This is a genomic window from Leptolyngbya sp. NIES-2104, from assembly GCF_001485215.1.
GTDB lineage: Bacteria > Cyanobacteriota > Cyanobacteriia > Leptolyngbyales > Leptolyngbyaceae > Leptolyngbya.
On sequence record NZ_BBWW01000001.1, the window covers coordinates 3382865 to 3402808 of the forward strand.

The following is a 19944-nucleotide window of genomic DNA, read 5'->3' on the forward strand; positions in this document are numbered from 1 at the left end:
GATACTCGATAGATTTTGCGATCGGACTACAACGCGATCGTAGTTTCTGTCAGAAATTGAACAGGGGTTTTCTGAATACAGAGCCTGATAGGTCCATCCGGAGAATTTGTTAAAAATTGAATCGAACTGAAAAATTGCTTGACTTGACTTTAGAAAATGAATTCGTTTACTTAATAGATATTCTGGTGGTCGTGTGCGGTTCGATTCGGTTTTGTCGTGTGTTTTTTGCTGTGATTTGAGTGTTCCAGTATGTCAACTTTGGCGATTTTTGCACCGAATCTGCACGGTGGTGGTGCAGAGCGGGCGATGGTGAATTTAGCGCGTGGGTTCTCGGAACAAGGCGTGTCCGTGGATTTGGTGTTGGTGAGAGCAGAAGGGGCTTATCTCGGTCAGGTGCCGTCAAATGTACGCGTGGTGAATCTGAATCATCAGCGCGTGCTTGCAAGTCTGTTCGATCTGGCTCGGTACTTGCAGCGTGAACGTCCTCAAGTTTTGCTGTCAACGCTTCCAGAGCCGGGAATTGCTGCGGTTTGGACAAGGTTTTTTGCAAGAGTCTCGACCCGTATTGTGGTGAATGTGCAGAACAATACGTCGCAGGAGACGCAGAACGGGGTTGGACTATCGGCGCGATTGATGCCGCGATTGGTTCGGTGGTTTTTTCCTTGGGCGGATGCGATCGTGACCGTTTCCAAAGGGGTCGCAGATGATTTAAAGCAGATTGGATTGCCAGAATCGAACATTCGTGTGATTCATAATCCGGTTGTGACTCCGGAACTGATTGTGCGATCGCAAGAATCGATCGATCATCCTTGGTTTGCAGAGGGTGAACCTCCGGTGATCATTGCAGTCGGAAGGTTGACGAAACAGAAAGACTTTCCCACGCTGTTAAAAGCATTTGCACAACTGCGAAAAGTGCGAAATGCGAGATTGATGATTTTGGGTGAGGGAGAAGATCGATCGACGTTAGAAGCTTTGGTGCAAAAGTTGGACATTTCTGATTCTGTTGCACTTCCGGGCTTTGTGGCGAATCCGTTTGCTTATCTTGCTAAGTCCGCAGTGTTTGTGCTGTCTTCATTGTTTGAAGGGTTGCCGACGGTATTGATCGAAGCGATGGCGGTCGGAACTCCGGTTGTAGCAACGGACTGTAAAAGTGGTCCAATGGAGATTTTAGAGAATGGAAAGTATGGGAAATTGACGCAAGTTGGGAATGTCGATGAGTTGGTGAGTGCGATCGTGGAAATGCTCGATCGACCTACTGACACGAAGATGTTGCAGCAACGAGCTAAGGAGTATTCGTTGGAGAAGTCTTTGCGGGATTATGCAGAATTGTTTGCCCTCGCTTCCTCTCCTAGCGAATCGCTCAGTTAACGTGAATTCGATAGTTTTTTGCGCTTCGTTGTTCGCCCGCCCCGGAATGGAATTCGGGGCTAATAAATCGAAGTCCACTGAAGGGGACTAAAGAGCAATCATTAAGAGGTTTTTAGTCCTGAAGGGACTTCGCACTGTTAGCCCCGAATTCCATTCCGGGGCGAGTCAGAATCGAAGTGAGGAGACTCATGGAACTGACGTTCAGTTAAGTAGGTTGTTTACCATGATTCTTAGCAAGAGAGTTCAATTTTGGATTCTGATTGTTCTTGCGTTCGTGATTTCTCTGCTTTGGAGCTTCTATCAGTCTCAGTTGATTTATCCAGCAAATGCGGCTGTACAATCGATTCCAGCATTGGCACGAGGAATTGGATTATCCTGCTGGTTGTCGATGCCACCGGATCAAGATTTCTCGAAAGAACATTTAGATAGCTGGGTGACGGAAAAAGATTTTAAGCGGTTTGCAGATTGGGGATTGACTCATGTGCGATTACCGATCGAGCCTGAATTTTTACAGTTCAAAAGTGCACGATCCGAGCTAATTGAGAACCATATTGCTTATGTCGATCGAGCAATTCAATGGTCAAAAAAATACAATCTCGCGATCATTCTCGATATTCATCCGCTAGTACCGCTGAAGTTACAAGCAGGAACTCAATCGGATGACTACGATCGCTTAAAACAGCTTTGGATTGCTTTAGCAAAACGCTATCGGACTCAATCGAATGCTGTGTTTTACGAACTGTTGAATGAGCCGCAGCTTGAAAGTGTTTCAACTTGGAGAAGCATTGCTCAAGGGCTAGTGAATCAAATTCGATCGATAGATACTGAACATTCGATTATTGTTTCTGGTCACTATGCTGGAGCGCATGACTATGAGACAATGACACCGATTCAAGGCGACAAACTCATTTACACATTCCACTTTTACGAACCCATTTCGTTTACACATCAAAGTTCAGGCTGGATTGGTGGATTTGCAAAACTGCGAGATTTACCCTATCCATTCGAGCAACAGAAATTCGCGGCGGCGAAAGCGAGATCGGGATTTGATTCTGAAACTATTCGATTGCTCAATGCTTATCAATCAGAGCGATTCGATAAGCAAAAAGTCGAATCAAAGCTGCGTCCGGTGTTGAAATTTCGATCGCGCTACAACGTTCCGATTTACTGTGGTGAGTTTGGTGTGAACCGAGATGCGCCCATGCCCGATCGAGCAAATTGGAATCGTGATGTGATTGAAATGCTGCAACGCTATCAGTTTGAGTATGCGTTTTGGGAATATCGCGGGAGCTTTGGACTGATGTCCTTTGACTCGACTGCGATTGATCCGGCGATGTTAGATGCGATCGGGTTTCGACGAAGTTAGGAGACTGCTTGAAACGTATAGTCACTTCGCTGCGTTGTACTCTCGCCCTGAAATGAATTTCGGGCTAATCGACGAAAGTCTACTTCAGTAGACTAAGAGCAAGCTTCAAGTTCTTAGTCCATTTTTAATGGACTTGCGCCGATTAGCCCGAAATTCTATTTCAGGGCGGGCTGTAGCTACCAACAAAGATTGCTCAAACATTTTCTTGAAATGTCGTAATATTAAGAAATCGTGAATCTATGTAAATCTGTACGGCTTTAGATAGAGAATGCAGAAGAAAGAAGCAGAGACGAGAAAAGCTAGGCACTGAGTATTGGGTTTCGGTTGGTTGGGTTTCTAAATTGCTTTTCCAGAGTAGGTCTCGTTAGAGTTTCAGAAATTTTTGACTGATAGTTTTAGGCTCAATAGAGTCTGTATCAGTTCTTTGCTCAAAGGTGTGTTCCTATGCAAGAACGAATCTCACCTGTGCGATCGACACGGCACATTTCCTCGATCCTCGCTGGGTCAAATCTCGATCGGAAACCGTTTGTGTCTTTGATTGCACCCGCCTACAATGAAGCCCTGATTTTGCAGGATAATCTTTCATTGTTGTGCGACTATATGCGATCGCTAGAGTCGGACTATGACTGGGAGATTGTCATCGTGAATGATGGCAGTCGCGACGAAACGGGCTGGTTAGCACAGGAATTTGCTCAATCTCGATCGAATGTTCGAGTGTTGCACCATCGCGTCAATCGGGGACTCGGACAAGCCCTGAGAACGGGATTTAGTGGTGCTCAAGGCGATTACATTGTCGTAGTAGATCTTGATCTAAGCTATGCACCCGAACATATCGGAGTGCTGCTGAAAAAGATTCAGGACACGCAAGCAGGAGTCGTCGTTGCTTCCCCTTATATGACGGGCGGAGCAGTCTCGAATGTTCCCTGGCTGCGACGAGTGTTAAGCGTTTGGGCAAATCGATTTTTGTCGATCGCGGCGAAACGTAACTTAGCCACCTTAACCGGAATGGTGCGGGTGTACGATGCGGAATTTCTGCGATCGCTCAATCTGCGATCGGACGGTATGGAAATCAATCCAGAAGTCATTCACAAAGCGTTTTTGCTCAGAACCCGCGTCGAGGAAGTGCCCGCTCATCTTAACTGGAGAACACAGAAGAGCCAGCCGAAACAGAAACAACGTCGATCGAGCCTCAGTTCGAGCGCAAAACTAATGCGGCATACTTGGGACATTTTCTTCTCAGGTTTCCTGCTGCGTCCAGTGATGTTCTTCATTCTTCCGAGTTTGTTGTTTTTTGCAATGTCGCTTTATGCCAATGCGTGGGTGTTAATCCATTGCTGGACAAACTATCAACGCCTTGCCCAACAGGTACGATTTCCAGATGCAACCGAAGCAGTCGCGATCGCATTTCAGCAAGCCCCACATACTTTCTTTATTGGCGGAACAACCTTAGTGTTAGCAATTCAGCTTTTTAGTTTAGGTGTGTTGTCTGCACAAAACAAAAGCTATTTTGAAGAGCTTTTCTATTTAGGAACCGCAATTTACAAGCGCAACCAAGACCGTTGATTGTGATTTACGTGCAAACAGCCCCTCGTTTGCATTGAAGAAGTTCTACAGTTCCAAGGTTGAGCAAACCTTCTCAGTGGGTCTGAGTCCACGGAATTGCTTGCAGTGTTAGGAGAAAATCATGGTACAAGCACCCAGACAAACAGTTCGGTTAGAGTTACCTTCGGATCAAAATGCAAGCGGTCGGACGCTCGGCGAAGAAGAAATCGCATTGGTTGCAGAAGCGATTCGGAGCGGAACATTAACCAGCACCAAAGGAACGTTTGTGAAAACTTTGGAGCAGCGCTTTGCAGAAATGCTCGGTGTGAAGTATGCGTATGCGTGCTCTTCGGGATCAGGAGCCGTTCATACTGCGATCGCGGCAATCGATCCTGAACCCGGTGATGAAATTATCACGACTTCAATCACGGACATGGGCGCACTGACTCCAATCCTGTACCAAGGTGCAATTCCGGTGTTTGCTGATGTCGATCCGAAAACTTGGAACGTCACCGCAGAAACGATCGAGAAATGTATTAGCGATCGTACAAAAGCCATCATTGTGACGCACTTGTTCGGTAATCCTTGTGACATGACCGCAATCATGGAACTAGCAAATGCTCGTGGTATTCCGGTGATTGAGGATTGTGCTCAGGCGTTTTTAGCCACTCACGCAGATCAGCCTGTGGGCACGATCGGATCAGTCGGATGCTTTAGTTTGCAGCAGGGAAAGCACATCACGACGGGTGAAGGTGGCATTGTTACGACGAACGATGAAGCTTTGGCGCGTCGGATGTTCTTGTTTATCAATAAAGCATTTGGCTATGGCGATCCGAACCCAGATCACTATTTTATTGCATTGAATGGGCGGATGTGTGAGCTTCAAGGAGCGGTTGCAGTCGCGCAATTGTCGAAGCTGTGGGGCTGTGTGGAACATCGTCGGCTCGCAGCGAAAAAGATGACTCAGAAGCTGCAAGGAATTGCAGGAATTGAGACTCCGTATCATGACGATCGCAATACGCACGTGTACTGGAAGTATTGTTTGCGGGTGGATAGCTCGATCGTGCTCGATGGTGCGGTGGGACTGGCGAAGAAGCTGAAGGAGAGAGGCATTTTTTCGGCTCCGCGCTACATTCAGAAGCCTGCATTTCAGTGCATGATTTTTGAGCAGCAGCGGACGTTTGGCAATTCTCGTTTTCCGTTTACGCTGGCGCGTCCTGAAGCGGTAGATTACACGCCCTCGAAATTTCCGGGAACGTTTGCGGGATTGGAGGCGGTGTTGGTGCTGCCTTGGAATGAAGCGTACACGGATGAGCACATCGATTACATTGCAAATGCGATTCGGGAAGCGTTGGTGTAAGAGGATGTTTGACAAGTTGTCGTTCGTTGCAACGTCCCGCCCTGAAATGAATTTCGGGCTAATCGGCGCAAGTCCATTGAAATGGACTAAGAACTTGAAAATAGCTCCTAGTCTACTTCAGTAGACTTTCCACGGTTAGCCCGAAATTTATTTCAGGGCGGGAGGCAATCGAAGCGAAGAAACTTTTTATACTTTTCAAACACCCTCTAAGACCCTCACCCCCGACCCCTCTCCCCAGGGGGAGCAAGAAGATTTTTTTAGCTGTGAAATAGGTGGCAATGATGAACAAGCTTAAGTTTGGATTGATTGGAGCAGGTGGAATTGCTCAGTCATACGCGCAGGCATTTGAACAATGCCAGACGGCGGAATTGGTTGCAGTGGTTGATGTTCGGATCGAGGCGGCGCAAGCGTTGGCGGAGAGATTGAACTGTCAGAGCTTCAACAGCTATCAGACAATGGCTGAAAGCATTGAGTTGGATGCGGTGATTGTTTGTACGCCTCCGGTGACACATCGAGACATCGCGGTTTATTTCTTAGAGCGGCGCGTGAATGTGCTGTGTGAAAAACCGTTGAGCGTCGATGTGAAAAGCGCGATCGAGATGGTAGAAACCGCTGCCAAACACGGTGTGATCCTGACAATGGCTTCTAAATTCCGCTATGTCGAAGATGTGATTCGGGCGAAAAGCTTAGTCATGTCTGGCATTCTCGGTGAGATTGTTTTGTTTGAGAATGCGTTTACTTCACGGGTAGACATGGCTTCTCGGTGGAACTCGAACCCTGCGATTAGTGGTGGTGGTGTGTTAATTGATAACGGAACACACTCGATCGACATTATGCGCTACTTCCTCGGTTCACTCGCTGAAGTTCAAGTGATCGAAGGCAAACGGATTCAAAGCTTGGCGGTCGAAGATACTGTCCGAATCTTTGCCAAGAGTGCTAGTGGTGTGGTTGGTAACGTGGATCTGTCCTGGAGCATCAATAAAGAGCTAGATAGCTACATTCGGATCTATGGCTCACAGGGGACGATCTCGATCGGCTGGAAAGAGTCGAAGTATCGCCAGTCTTCTAGTCCCGAATGGATCAAGTTCGGAAACGGCTACAATAAAGTTCAAGCTTTTACGAGTCAGATCGAGAACTTTTCAAAAGCAATCTTAGGACAAGAAATTCTCTTGATCACGCCTCAAGACAGCATTGCATCAGTGGAAGTGATCGAAGCAGCTTACAAGTCGATGAATCGAACGCAGTGGACAGATGTATCTTACGAATCGCTGACACTGCTTGGATTTGCAACTTCACCGACAAATGGCGATCGCGCTTTTGCCACCACTAGAAAGTAAGTCATGAATTTACCTGTGAATCAGATCAAGGTTCATCCGACTGCAATCATTGAATCGGATGTGTTGATCGGTGATCGCACTTCGATTTGGGACAATGTGCACATTCGATTTGGGACTCGTATCGGTGAAGAGTGCATCATCGGCGAAAAGACGTATGTTGCTTATGGGGTTCAGATTGGCGATCGCGTCAAGATCAATGCGTTTGTGTACATCTGCAATGCGGTCACGATCGAAGATGGGGTCATGATCAGTGCGGGAACGGTGTTTACTAACGATCGTTTTCCGAGAGCCACGACTGTTGATCTTAAACAGTTGCGCCCTTCTGATCCCGATGAACATACCTTACCGACTCTCGTTCGAGAAGGAGCAACGATCGGAGCAAATTGCACGATCGGAAATGATTTAGCGATCGGGCGGTTTGCGATGATCGGAATGGGATCGCTGGTAACGAAATCGATTCCGGACTTTCATTTAGCGATCGGGCATCCTGCAAAATCTGTGGGCTGTGTGTGTCGTTGTGGTCAGTTGCTGACTCGATTTCCGGCTGACGTGAAAAGCTTTAGTGCTGATCTCGATTGTCCTGCTTGCGGCTTACAGTACACCGTTCGCGAAGGGGTTGTTACAGAATTAACTCCGCCGTAATGCTCTTTTATCTGGGGTGTGTTCTAAAGGCTTTTCACTGTGTTGTTCACCCGCCCCCGGAATGGAATTCGGGCTAACAGAACGAAGTCCACTGAAGGGGACTAAAAGCCAATTGCAATCTCCTCAGTCCGTTAAAACGGACTTCGCACCATTAGCCCCGAATTCTATTCCGGGGCGGGACTGCAACGAAGCGCGAAGCTCTAACACCCTAGTCTCATTCACTCACCTATCTTCCCGTTAGTTCTTTATGTCAGTAAAACGCTTCGCAGCAGGATCAACTCAACGATATGCCATTGTTGGCGGCGGAATTCTTGGAATGACGTTAGCACTCCGACTGGCTCAGCAAGGTCATTCTGTCACCTTGTTTGAAAGTGCACATCAATTTGGTGGGCTTGCGAGTGCTTGGAGACTGGGAAACATTCTCTGGGATCGGCACTATCATGTGACTTTGCTGTCTGATACTCATATGCGATCGCTGCTGACCGAACTCGGTTTAGAGCAGGAGATGAAGTGGGTTGAGACGAAAACGGGTTTCTTCACCGATGGCAAACTGTATTCCATGTCAAACACATTGGAGTTTCTCAGTTTTCCAGCTTTGGGATTGATTGATAAGCTGAGATTGGGGTTTACGATTTGGTACGCCTCGAAAGTTAAGAACTGGAAGAAGCTTGAACAGATTCCGGTGTCTACTTGGTTGAGAAGGCTATCGGGCGATCGCACATTTGAAAAAATTTGGCTGCCATTACTGCGATCGAAGCTTGGTGAGAACTATCAAATTGCTTCGGCTTCATTCATTTGGGCAATCATTGCGCGAATGTATGCGGCGCGGCGAACGGGTTTGAAAAAAGAAATGTTCGGTTATCTACCTGGGGGCTATGCTCGATTGTTAGCTCGGTTTGTTGAGGTACTGTCTGAACACCAGGTCGAGATGAAGGTCGGACACAGAGTAAGCCAAGTGATTCAAAGAAACGGCAAGGTAAAGCTTGAGTTTACGAACGGACACACCGAATACTTTGATCAAGCGGTGCTGACAATGGCATCCTCGATCGCGGCTCAAGTCTGTCAAGGGTTGACTCAATCGGAATACGATCGACATCGTGACATCGAGTATCAAGGCATCATTTGTGCTTCATTGCTGCTGAAAAAACCTTTAGCAAACTACTATGTGACGAACATTACTGATTCCTGGATTCCGTTTACGGGTGTGATTGAAATGTCCGCTTTAGTGGATAAATCGGAGTTTGATCAGCGATCGCTCGTTTATCTTCCGAAGTATGTTTCCACAACTGATCCTGCTTTTGAAATGTCTGATGAGCAGATCAAAGAAGAGTTCATCCAAACACTCGTCTTAATGTATCCGAACTTCGATCGCAATAATGTTCTAGCGTTCCGAGTGTCGCGAGTTCGGCAAGTGTTTGCAATCTCAACCTTGAACTATTCGGAAAAGTTGCCACCGATGCACACTTCGCTTTCAGGAGTGCATATCATCAATTCGGCTCACATTCTGAATGGAACCTTGAACGTGAATGAAACGGTGCTACTGGCAGAACGAGCAGCAGCAGAACTATCGACGCGATCGCGACACTCGAATCTGGTCAATGCGTGACCGAGAAAAAGCCCATGAAAGTCTTAGCCTATTTTCTGTACGGCAACGATCGAGAATATCTACAAGAGCTTGAATTTAGTGTTCTATCCGCGATGCGGTTTCTTCAAAATCAGGATGATATTGTAATTCGATTGATTTGTGATTCTGATGATGTAGCAGTCCAGATCGAGAGACTGGTTTTTTCTCCTGAAGAGTTTGCAAGCTGGACACATGATCGTACTTACTTTTTTCGTGGCAAAATTGGCGCGTTGCTCAAAGCGATCGATCATTATCAATGTCCAGTGATTTTGCTCGATACAGATACTTTTTTCACGGATCATCCAGCGAAACTATTCGATCGCATTTCTCCTGTTCGATCGCTGATGCACCAGTACGAATCAACCTTGAGCGAATCGCCAGAACCCGGATGGAAAAACATTCTTGAGCATAATACTCATGGCGTTACGCCCGGATCTCCGATGTATAACTCTGGTGTAATCGGGCTTGATCCAGCCAATTGGACTTTGCTTAAAGATGCGTTTGAAATTCTCGATCGCTTGTACAACATCTCTCCGGTGTTCAATGTTGAACAGTTCGCAGTCGGAGCAGCACTCGCGCAGGAAACAACGATTTCGACTTGTCCAGACGTAATCGAACATTACTGGGGAGCGCAAAAAGACTTTATTCGGGTACAGATTGCAAAAGCATTAGAGCACAATCAAGCAGAACGACTTTTAGCCCAGATTCCACCGTTTCAAAGTATTTATCCAAAAGTTAGAACATGCGATCGTATCTTCACAACGTTGTCTTATTTCAAACATTGGAACAATAACTATCGTCGCGCTCTCCTTTCCTACCGAAGTGCCTTGTTTTATGCCGCAAAAGATATTGGATACGCGAATGCTTGGGCAAGCAACGCCCTGCAAGCCTTAAAAATCTCGAATCATCGTTCTTATCAGGCTGATTTTCAGTGCTTCCGACAAGACTCGATCGAGACGCTCACCTGGCTCAGTCCAAGCGTGAAACGAGGCTGGCTCAGATTTTGGCAGCAGATGAACTCAGGAAAATTGCTATGATCACACGCTCATCAAAATCGATTACTCACGTTCATCTGTTCGCGATCGCGATTGTTGCCTTGCTGGTGATGATCCCGATTTTTGCGTATGGCATTTATGATGCTCACGATTTACCGAATTACCATTTGCGCTGGGCAAAACAGTTTTCAGATCAGTTCTGGGCAGGTGAGCTTTATCCGCGCTGGCTGTTGAATTTGAATGCGGGTATGGGAAGCCCGACCTTCTTTTTCTATAGTTCTATGCCTTACTATTTCACAAGTTTGATGCGTCCGTTGGTGTGGATGGCTGATCCATACGACTGGCATCAACTAAGTTTTGGGGCAGCGCTGGCATTAATGGCTTCAGGGATCACCGCTTATCTGTGGTTACGATCGCTGGTTTCGCCAACTGCGGCATTGATCGGCTCACTGTTTTACCTAGTTGCACCGTATCACTTAGCGATCGATCTTTATGCTCGATTTGCTTATGCGGAGTTCTGGAGCTTTGTTTGGTTTCCGCTGATTCTGTACTTTGCTCAGCGATTGGTGGAAGGTCGGAAAAAAGCCGTTGTGGGAATTGCGATCGCGCAAACTTTCCTGATCATGACGCATCTTCCGAGCTTCCTGATTTTCACGCCTGTTCCATTTCTCTATGTTCTGTGGTTCTCAGATACAAAACAGCGATGGAGAAATGCGATCGCTTACAGTTTGGCGTTTATGCTTGCAGTTGGACTTGCTGCGGTCTATTGGTTTCCGGCGATGACCACGAAAGAATTTATTGTGCTCAAAGCTGATCCAACCCAGTACGAATTCTTTCACTACGAAGATAACTTTCTATTTTCCGGTGTGTTTCGTAAGAACCTCGGAACTTATCTTGCTTTTCTTGAAATTTCTACAGTGCTCACGATCGTTCTCGCAGTTCTGAGCTATGTGATTGGACGGCGAACGGCAAAATCGAGTTTATTTTGGATTGTGATTGCGCTTTCTGCGGGGGCAATGATGTTCTCGATTAGCAATCCGATTTGGCAGATTCTTCGCCCACTCCAAACGATCGAGCTTCCTTCACGATTTAACTTGGTTTTGACGATCGCCCTCACAGCGTTGATTGCTTTCGCCGTAAAACCGATTCGATTTCCTCAAAAAACTATCCTGAAGCTTAGTGTTTTGCTTGTAGTGGGAACTGGGTTAGCTGTGTTACTCACACTGCCAATTCGAGGAGCTTGGCTCACTTGGACAGTATCTGAGAAAGCTTGGCTAACTTTCATAGTCGTCGGACTCGCGATCGCGTTCTCATTTGTTTTATACTCAGTTCGGCTCACTGATCATCGAGTGATTACGATTAGTCTTTTACTCGCGATCGCGCTCATGCTATCGAGCGGGTTAGTGATGAAGCGAAGCTTGTATCCCATTCCCGACCTCAATGCTGAACTTGAAATTAAACGAGATGCTGTTTTACATCGCCCGAAATGGATTCCTCCTGCGCTCTATACGACTGAAGCCCTGAAAACATTGAGCAATCAAAAATTTGGGAATAACTACACGATCGAAGCTCAGGATCAAGTCAAAATCACACAGTGGCAACCCCGAAATCTCGGTTTACAAACCAATCTCAGCACAGAACAATGGCTAACCCTAAAACAGTTCTACTATCCGGGTTGGACAGCAACTGTAGAACAGACGACGCTTCCCGTTCAAGCTTCTCCTGAAGGATTGCTACAGGTCAAAGTACCAGCGGGGAATTTGTCGATCGCCGTTGAATTAAAACCTTTACCTCAAGAACAAATCGGCATTTGGCTCAGTGCGATCTCCAGTGTTCTACTGTCTGTGCTGCTATTCTGGCGGCGTTCTCAATCTTCACTATTGAAACCTGTTCCAATTCGTTCATTCACATCCGTTCGATAGCTTATGAACAATCTTTCTGATTCCTTGCCTTATGGTGCGCCCTGTCGCCCAGATGGAACTGCCCCGCTGAAAATGACGCGAGTTAGATGCTGCGTTTGTGAGGTGGATGACGCAAGCGCGATCGCAGTCGGTGAAGATTTTGAGTATCGCACTAGTCCAGACACGTTCTTAGCGGTGCAATGTCGGGGTTGTGGATTGGTTTATCTCAATCCGCGTCCGGAGATTTTAGACCTCGATCGCATTTATCCGCGTGACTATCATGCTTACGAATTTTCTGCGGAGCGTTTCGGATTTGTTTACCGGGTGCGCCAACGATTAGAAGCCAAACGCTTGTTGTCTGCCTGTAAAGGTCTAGGAGCAGATGCACGAATTATTGATGTTGGGTGTGGTGATGGTTTTCACCTGCGATTGTTGCGCGACTTTGGAAAACCGACCTGGCAGCTTGAAGGCGTAGAGCCAAGCGATCTCGCTGTGAAAGCCGCAATGAATGACGGTTTAGAAATTCATCAAGGCATTGTTCAGGAATTAAATTTGCCGAAAGCCAGCTACGATCTGGCGTTTATGATTGCCACGATCGAGCACGTCGATCATCCTGCCGAAGTACTCAACGCAGTACGATCGCTGCTAAAACCAGGCGGTCGAATTGTGATTGTGACCGATAACACCGATACGCTGGATTTCAAACTATCTAAAGCGCGTCACTGGGGCGGCTACCACTTTCCGCGACATTGGAATTTATTCAATCCGAACAATCTCAGACTGTTAGCTCAAAAGACTGATTTGGAAGTTGAGCAACTGAGCACGATCGTTTCTCCAGTGAACTGGGTGTATTCGATTCGGAATGCGCTCGTCGATTGGAAAGCACCGAAATGGTTCATTGAGCAATTTAGTCTGCGATCGACACTCTCGCTCGGTGTGTTCACTCTGTTCGACATGGTACATCAAGCCTTGGGACACGGTGCCCTAATGAGAGCCGTTCTAAAACGCCCTTTATAAAGCCTTACACGCCTCGAACTTATGAATAACGAATCAAAACCCGTCGCGATCGTGGGAGCAGGCTTAGCGGGTCTTACCGCAGCTTGGTCACTCAGACAGCAAGGAGTCCCCGTCAAACTGTACGAAGCTGGAAAGCAAATTGCTGGTTTAGCAGGAAGCTTTCACGACCCAGATGGCTTTACGTATGACTTTGGTGCACACTTTGTCACCAACCGACTCGCAGCCGCGATCGGCGTTGGTGCCCTCTGTCGAGATGTCCGCTACTATGGCGAATCCGTGTTACTTCGCGGTAAGAACTACACTTATCCTTTTGGTCTGTTGCAAGTTCCGCGCTATGTCACCAGCGGCATTTCGAGCCGTCTTCGCAAACACAAGCCCAAATCCGCCGCAGAATGGTATCGTGCTCAGTACGGGAATGCGTTAGCCAATGAAGTCGCGATCCCCATCACCGAAGCTTGGTCAGGGGCGAAAGCTGAAGATTTAGCTCCCTCAGTCGGAGACAAGCTGCAAGCAGGAATTGCTCAAACGGTTGTGCACAAATTAGTCAGCCGTTTCACTCATCGAGCCGTCACGAATGGATATAGCCATGATATGCCCGAAAATCCCCACGTTTGGCATGTCTATCCGAAAGGTGGTTTAGGATTGCTCTGTCGCAAATTGGCAGAAGATCTCGAAGGTTGTATCGAGCTTAATTCACCTGTAGAAGCGATTCTCACCGAAAACGATCGAGCCGTAGCCGTTCGAGTCAACGGTCAAGAACAACCTGCATCCGCAGTCATTAGCACCGCTCCCTGTCACATTCTTGCCAAGCTCGTTCAAGGGTCGGATGCAGTCAAACCTCTATCACAGTTCCGTTATCGTCCGATGGTGTTTGTCAATTTACGCTTTGAAGGACGTGGCTTACTCTCTGACACTGTAGTTTGGACACCAGAACAGCACTTTCTCTTTTTCCGGCTGACAGAAACGCCGTTATCGATGCCCTGGTTAGCTCCAGAAGGCAAAACATTGATCACAGCGGACATTGGTTGTGAAGTCGGTGACAAGATTTGGCAAATGTCTGATGAAGAACTCGGAGAGCGATGTCTAGAACACATTGTCGAACTCATTCCCGATGCACGTCGTCGCTATTTCGGCTGTCGGGTTTTGAAAACGCCGATCGCTTATCCGGTGTTCTTAAACGATTACGAAGATCACCGTCAGCGATTAGCACATTCTACCGGAATTGCAGGGCTACACAGCATCGGGCGAAACGGTGAATTCGCTCACTTGCTGATGGAAGACATCTACTGGCGTACTACGGCAAAAATGCGTCACCTTGCTGCTACTCTCAACTAACAATCATCATGAAACAACGCAGAAAACCGATCGCAAGTTTGTCGCTCGATCTCGACAATCAATGGTCATACATGAAAACTCACGGAGACGAAGGCTGGGAAGAGTTCCCGTCTTATCTCAATGTTCTGATTCCGCGTGTGTTGAACTTTCTAAAAGAACGCGATCTTAAAATCACCTTTTTCATTGTTGGACAAGATGCCGCATTAGAAAAAAACCAAGCTGCTCTCAAACCGATCGCTGACGCAGGACATGAAGTGGGGAATCATTCTTTCCTGCATGAACCTTGGCTACATTTGTACAGCGAGGAAGAGATTGATACTGAGTTAGCGATCGCAGAAAAATACATCGAAAAAGCAACCGGAGCAAGACCCGTTTGTTTCCGAGGTCCTGGATTTAGCTTGTCCCGGACGGTTCTTAAAGTGCTTGCCCGTCGCGGTTATCTCTGCGATGCGTCCACTTTTCCAACCTTTTTAGGTCCGCTGGCTCGTGCTTACTACTTCATGACTAGTAAGCTCAGCAAAGAAGAACTCGAACAGCGTAAACAGCTTTTCGGACGCTTTCAAGATGGGTTTCGTCCCCTAAAACCGTATCGATTGCGCTTAGATTCCGGTAACTTGGTTGAACTGCCAGTCACAACGATGCCCCTATTCAAAGTGCCCATTCACGCGAGCTACATTCTCTATCTGGGTGTGTTCTCGCCAATGTTGGCAATGCTCTATTTCCGAAGTGCGATCGCGCTTTGTCGCTTGTTCCGAGTTCAACCCTCGATCTTGCTGCATCCCTTAGATTTTATGGGCTGCGACGACTTGCCAGAACTTGCTTTCTTCCCTGCGATGAACCAACCGAGCTACAAGAAAGTAGCGATGATGAGCAAGATCATTTCTGTGCTGACCGATAACTATACAGTGCTCACGATTTCTCAACACGCTCATCAAGTGGCACGAGTCGATAAGATGCCGCTGATGCACCCTAGCTCGATCGCACTTTAATTGTTTTTTCGGACATAAATGTTTCCGATAATAACGATTGTGTTACCTTCATTAATGAGTAGGGAAAATGCAGCATTCAAGGCTTAATTATGCTGCATTGGTAATGAGTAGAAGTTTCACTCTGATTTCTGTTTCTGATTTGGCTGCACCGTTCACACCAGAACGCTTCTAGGCTTTTATATTTTCTCTGAATCAACGGAGCCAGAACAATCATCCAGGGTCTGCGCGATTGTTCGCGTGGTTCATCACCCATGTCATAGCGCTGCTTGCAGCGGTGTTGTTCACTTGCATTGACTGCGCTGAACAATCCGCCTCAGAGTAAAGCGCGATCGTGCTGATACCAAGCAAATTCAGACACTGAAAGATACTCAGAAATCATGCAGAATGAATCTCCTCCGATCCGGCGAGTGATCGGCTGTCCCGTCACGGCAATGCCGTTTGATGATCAAATTTCGCTGATGTTGACTTGGGCAAAGCAGCATCTTAGTCGATCGGTCTGTGTTGCCAATGTTCATATGCTCGTTGAGGCTTACCGGAATTCGGGGTTTGCTACAGTTCTCCGGCAGTCCGATCTAGTGACTCCTGATGGCATGCCTTTAGTCTGGATGCTCCGTTGTTTGGGAGTGTCGAACCAAGACCGCATTGCTGGGATGGATATTTTAGTTGAGCTTTGTACTAGAGCACCTGAGCAAGATGTCAGCATCTTCTTTTTAGGGTGTCACGATGACATCTTAAATCGCATGAAGCAAAGACTATCTCGCGAGTTCCCGAATCTAAAAATTGCTGGAATTGAGCCGCTTCCCTTTCGTCCGCTCACCCCTGACGAGGATGAAGCGTTAGTTCAAAGAGTGAATGCGAGTAGAGCTGGACTTGTTCTTGTCGCATTGGGCTGTCCGAAGCAGGAAACTTGGATTGCTCAACATCGCGATCGCATTCAAGCTGTGATGGTTGGATTAGGTGGCGCGTTTCCGGTTTTTGCTGGAGTTCATAAACGTGCGCCTCGAATGATGCGATCGATTGGCTTGGAATGGCTGTATCGATTGCTGCAAGAACCGCGCCGCTTGTGGGGTCGCTACTTAGATACGATTCCTATTTTTGTGTGGTTAGCAATCAAACAGTTGCTGAGTCCTTCACAGGATATTCCAATGAAGGGTGAAGGTTAGGAGGCGTGCCTTGGAGCTTTTTCGCTGCGTTGCTTGCCCGCCCCGGAACGGAATTCGGGGCTAATCAAACGAAGTCCACTGAAGGGGACTTAAAAGCAATGTCGATCGCCTTCAGTCAGTTTCAACTGACTTCGCACTGTTAGCCCCGAATTCTATTCCGGGGCGGGAGTGACCGAAGCGGAAAGGCGTAAAATAAGCTGGGATGAGGGCAATCCTGAGCCATTCAACAGCAAGCAACTCTACCCCAAAAAGCTAATTCCCAAAAAGCTAATTGTTGTAAGCAATCACTCCATCATGCAGCCGAACTTGCCACGAAGGGACATTATTATCGTTCACTCTCACGTTCTCCGCTCGATCGACTAAAATGGCATCCCGATTCGCGATCGCAGTTGCGAGGTAGCCTGGACACTCATCGTGCCGATCGAAAACTTGCTCGATCGCACTTTCCAACAATACTGACCTGATCCCACTCCGGTGCATCTCTGGATGAAGATCAATAAATCAAAACAAAAGGAAGCATTTTGCAGCAGAAGATTACTTGAACATGACTCAATCGTGTTGTTAGCGAAGCCTTGTAGCAATTGCGGCTTGGGGTAATCTCGTGACTCGTTCAACTTCATAAAATTTTGGTTGATTTAAAGAGATGTCCAGTGAATCGCGATTTCACAGACCAAAGTATTGCTCTGACAAGATAGTTATGATAAACATGAAGGGTAAACGCAAATTTTCCGCGTTATTCCACTGGACAAATTTGCAAAAAGTTGCTTTCGACCAATCCCACCGTAAGAACACTGACTGGGGAAGGGTCAACAGCCTGTGAACCTTGCTCAAGCCCTGAGTGATTTCACAGTTTTTATCTCTTCTCACATCAGCAGCGCTCAGTGATCTCTTCGAGGGTGCAAGCTCGAAATGCTGCTTCATTTACGCAACTCTCTCAATGACTTGTCACTCATCTTATGCAACTGCAAATCGAACACGTGTGTTCCCGTCCCGCGCCGCAATCTTGCGTGATCTGCGCTCATCCCTTTCAACCGAATCTTGTCAGAGTGGTGGTCTATCTCGATGACCAAGCACAAGGCGATCTTTGTCCGACTTGTTTAGCTCAAGGTGCGAGTTTCGTCCGGACTCGTCTACAAACGCAATTGTCCGATCGCATCTCCAGCCACGCCGCATAGCTCAAAGTCGCACCCCCACCAAATTGCAATCTACATGCACTCTACAGCTTGCAATTTGCTGACCCGTTGAAATAGGAGAGGCAGTAATGAATTACCCCAAAGCGCCCGAAATGCAGTCTTTTAGGCTCTCGATCGAGCCGTCTATCCATCCCTCAACTCAATCTTGGCTCAAACGCAGCATTGATATTGTGGGCAGTTTAGTAGGTCTATTGTTTTTAGCACTGGTGTTTATCCCGATCGTCATCGCAATCAAGCTCGATAGTTCAGGACCCGTGTTTTACAGCCAAACCCGGTGCGGATTGAGCGGGCGAACTTTCCAACTGCGAAAGTTTCGATCGATGGTGAGTGATGCTGAACGATTAAAATCGATGGTGAAAAACGAAGGAAGTAAGCTTCTGTTTAAGAACACCAATGATCCAAGAATTACGAAAGTTGGACAATTTCTACGACGCACCAGTTTAGATGAATTGCCGCAGTTCTGGAATATTCTGATTGGCGAGATGAGCTTAGTTGGAACTCGTCCCCCCACGCTCGATGAAGTCGAACACTACAACGATCGACATTGGAAGCGATTAGAAGTGAAGCCTGGACTGACGGGCGAATGGCAGGTGAATGGACGCTCTGAGATCAAGGATTTTGAACAAGTGGTTAACCTTGATTTGCGCTATCAAGAGCGCTGGAGTGTGCGCTACGACTTGTTTCTCGTACTGAAAACGTTTCAAGTGGTGTTCGCTCGACGGGGAGCTTACTAATCATGCAAAAACCCGTTCTGACGATCTTCTATCAGTTCAATCCCTGGCGTAGTAGCATTGGTGGAATTCAGACGATTATCCGATCGTTTGTAAAATATGCTCCTGATGAGTTTGAGATTTGCTTTGTAGGTACGGGTGCTGATCCCGCAGAAAAACCGCTCCAGTGGCAAGAACGCGAATATGCAGGCAAACAGATTCAGTTCATGCCATTGTTCACGCTACAAGGCGACAATCATCGAAAGCGGGTGCCGATTTCAGTCGGTTACACTGCCGCATTGTTCCGCACCTGTCTCGAATCGGACTTTATGCACTTTCATCGCATTGAGCCAACGTTAGCAACTCGATCGTGGCGCGGTGAAAAAACATTATTTGTTCACAATGACATTCGCCAGCAAACTGCTAAAACAGACAAACGAGCCAGCCTTTGGCGTAACTTTCCTGCTGTTTATTCGCTGTTAGAGCGCTCACTGGTGAAACAGTTTGACCAAATTCTGTCTTGTCACACGGGATCACTCGAACTCTACCGCGATCGCTATCCAGAACTGAGCGATCGCATTTCCTACATCAACAATTCATTCGATGACGCAGTGTTTCAGCCGTCAAGCGATCGCATCATTCAGCGTCGATTGTTTGCCCAAAAGCTCGGACTATCCGAAGATACGCAATTCATTCTGTTTGCTGGAAGACTTCAGCCGCAGAAAGATCCGGTGCTACTGATCCAAGCGATCGCGGCTCTCGCTCATCCGAATGCTCATTTATTGATTGCAGGAGATGGAGAGCTTGCAACAGAGATCAAAGCCGAAGCAACTCGACTGGAGGTTCGCGATCGTATAACGCTACTCGGCGCACAAACACAGCCCGAAATGGCGCATCTCTACCAAATTGCAAACGTGTTTGTTTTGAGTAGCCGATTTGAAGGCTTGCCCGTTTCTGTTCTCGAAGCTCTCGGATCAGGAACCCCGATCGTCACCACTGATTGTGGAGATACGCCCAGATTGCTCACATTAAATAGCGGAATTGTCTGTCTCGATCGCTTACCTACCACGATCGCTGATGCTCTCGATCGTGTGCTGTTCAATCCTGATGATTTTCCATCAGATGCCTGTGTGCGAACGGTTCAGCCGTATAGTGCGCGGGTGATTGTGAGCCAAGTCTATCGAGAGATGATGGCGCGATGGGAAGTCCGATCGCACAAACGAGTCATGCTCTCAGAAGCGCGATCGTATACTTAACTTTTGCAAAATTGTCACAGACACGATTGCAACAAGTCACATCAGATAGCCCCATTTTGAACAAATTTTAGGTAGCAAAAGCAACACTAAGCAAATTTCATTGTGACACTCTAAGTACACGACTGTTGTAAATTGTGAATTCAGAT

At 47.2% G+C, this 19944-nt stretch carries 17 protein-coding genes; 16 read left to right on the top strand and 1 reads right to left on the bottom strand.

Annotated elements, in window-relative coordinates; translation table 11 throughout:
- Window positions 1-249 precede the first annotated feature (249 nt).
- The 13 genes from NIES2104_RS15985 (at window position 250) to NIES2104_RS16045 (ending at window position 16639) form a co-directional block, all read left to right on the top strand.
- Window positions 250-1368 carry a glycosyltransferase gene (locus NIES2104_RS15985; protein ID WP_058999291.1) on the top strand — a complete coding sequence of 373 codons (1119 nt, stop codon included), beginning with the start codon at window positions 250-252 and terminating at the stop codon, window positions 1366-1368.
- 223 nt (window positions 1369-1591) lie between these two features.
- Complete coding sequence (locus NIES2104_RS15990) at window positions 1592-2734, top strand: glycoside hydrolase family 5 protein (RefSeq protein ID WP_058999292.1); 1143 nt, start codon at window positions 1592-1594, stop codon at window positions 2732-2734.
- 444 nt (window positions 2735-3178) lie between these two features.
- Complete coding sequence (locus tag NIES2104_RS15995; RefSeq protein ID WP_225895251.1) at window positions 3179-4297, top strand: glycosyltransferase family 2 protein; 1119 nt, start codon at window positions 3179-3181, stop codon at window positions 4295-4297.
- Between the two features lie 121 nt (window positions 4298-4418).
- On the top strand, window positions 4419-5636 hold the full coding sequence (locus NIES2104_RS16000; RefSeq protein ID WP_058999293.1) for a DegT/DnrJ/EryC1/StrS aminotransferase family protein: 1218 nt from the start codon (window positions 4419-4421) through the stop codon (window positions 5634-5636).
- A gap of 281 nt (window positions 5637-5917) precedes the next feature.
- Window positions 5918-6973 carry a Gfo/Idh/MocA family protein gene (locus tag NIES2104_RS16005; protein WP_263970974.1) on the top strand — a complete coding sequence of 352 codons (1056 nt, stop codon included), beginning with the start codon at window positions 5918-5920 and terminating at the stop codon, window positions 6971-6973.
- A 3-nt stretch (window positions 6974-6976) separates the two neighbouring features.
- Complete coding sequence (locus NIES2104_RS16010) at window positions 6977-7615, top strand: acyltransferase (protein WP_058999295.1); 639 nt, start codon at window positions 6977-6979, stop codon at window positions 7613-7615.
- Window positions 7616-7862: 247 nt separating this feature from the next.
- Complete coding sequence (locus NIES2104_RS16015; protein ID WP_072218079.1) at window positions 7863-9221, top strand: NAD(P)/FAD-dependent oxidoreductase; 1359 nt, start codon at window positions 7863-7865, stop codon at window positions 9219-9221.
- Window positions 9218-10276, top strand: a complete 1059-nt coding sequence (locus NIES2104_RS16020) for a hypothetical protein (RefSeq protein ID WP_058999296.1) — start codon at window positions 9218-9220, stop codon at window positions 10274-10276. The genes NIES2104_RS16015 and NIES2104_RS16020 overlap by 4 nt, the downstream gene beginning before the upstream one ends.
- On the top strand, window positions 10273-12156 hold the full coding sequence (locus tag NIES2104_RS16025) for a YfhO family protein (RefSeq protein ID WP_058999297.1): 1884 nt from the start codon (window positions 10273-10275) through the stop codon (window positions 12154-12156). The genes NIES2104_RS16020 and NIES2104_RS16025 overlap by 4 nt, the downstream gene beginning before the upstream one ends.
- A gap of 3 nt (window positions 12157-12159) precedes the next feature.
- Complete coding sequence (locus NIES2104_RS16030; RefSeq protein WP_058999298.1) at window positions 12160-13152, top strand: bifunctional 2-polyprenyl-6-hydroxyphenol methylase/3-demethylubiquinol 3-O-methyltransferase UbiG; 993 nt, start codon at window positions 12160-12162, stop codon at window positions 13150-13152.
- 21 nt (window positions 13153-13173) lie between these two features.
- On the top strand, window positions 13174-14487 hold the full coding sequence (locus NIES2104_RS16035; protein WP_058999299.1) for an NAD(P)/FAD-dependent oxidoreductase: 1314 nt from the start codon (window positions 13174-13176) through the stop codon (window positions 14485-14487).
- An 8-nt stretch (window positions 14488-14495) separates the two neighbouring features.
- A complete protein-coding gene (locus NIES2104_RS16040; RefSeq protein ID WP_058999300.1) occupies window positions 14496-15476 on the top strand; it encodes a polysaccharide deacetylase family protein in 981 nt (326 codons plus the stop codon).
- Between the two features lie 377 nt (window positions 15477-15853).
- Window positions 15854-16639 (top strand): WecB/TagA/CpsF family glycosyltransferase, encoded by a 786-nt coding sequence (locus NIES2104_RS16045; RefSeq protein WP_058999301.1) that lies wholly within the window; start codon window positions 15854-15856, stop codon window positions 16637-16639.
- Between the two features lie 267 nt (window positions 16640-16906).
- Here NIES2104_RS16045 and NIES2104_RS16050 read toward each other — a convergent pair whose 3' ends face one another.
- A complete protein-coding gene (locus NIES2104_RS16050) occupies window positions 16907-17089 on the bottom strand; it encodes a hypothetical protein (RefSeq protein WP_058999302.1) in 183 nt (60 codons plus the stop codon).
- A gap of 506 nt (window positions 17090-17595) precedes the next feature.
- Between NIES2104_RS16050 and NIES2104_RS16060 the strand changes: the two genes are divergently transcribed.
- The 3 genes from NIES2104_RS16060 (at window position 17596) to NIES2104_RS16070 (ending at window position 19798) form a co-directional block, all read left to right on the top strand.
- Window positions 17596-17814 carry a hypothetical protein gene (locus tag NIES2104_RS16060; protein ID WP_058999304.1) on the top strand — a complete coding sequence of 73 codons (219 nt, stop codon included), beginning with the start codon at window positions 17596-17598 and terminating at the stop codon, window positions 17812-17814.
- An 86-nt stretch (window positions 17815-17900) separates the two neighbouring features.
- Window positions 17901-18566 carry a sugar transferase gene (locus tag NIES2104_RS16065; RefSeq protein ID WP_058999305.1) on the top strand — a complete coding sequence of 222 codons (666 nt, stop codon included), beginning with the start codon at window positions 17901-17903 and terminating at the stop codon, window positions 18564-18566.
- Window positions 18567-18568: 2 nt separating this feature from the next.
- The gene (locus NIES2104_RS16070; RefSeq protein ID WP_058999306.1) at window positions 18569-19798 is read left to right on the top strand and encodes a glycosyltransferase family 4 protein; all 1230 of its coding nucleotides are present in this window, start codon (window positions 18569-18571) and stop codon (window positions 19796-19798) included.
- The last annotated feature ends 146 nt before the right edge of the window (window positions 19799-19944 follow it).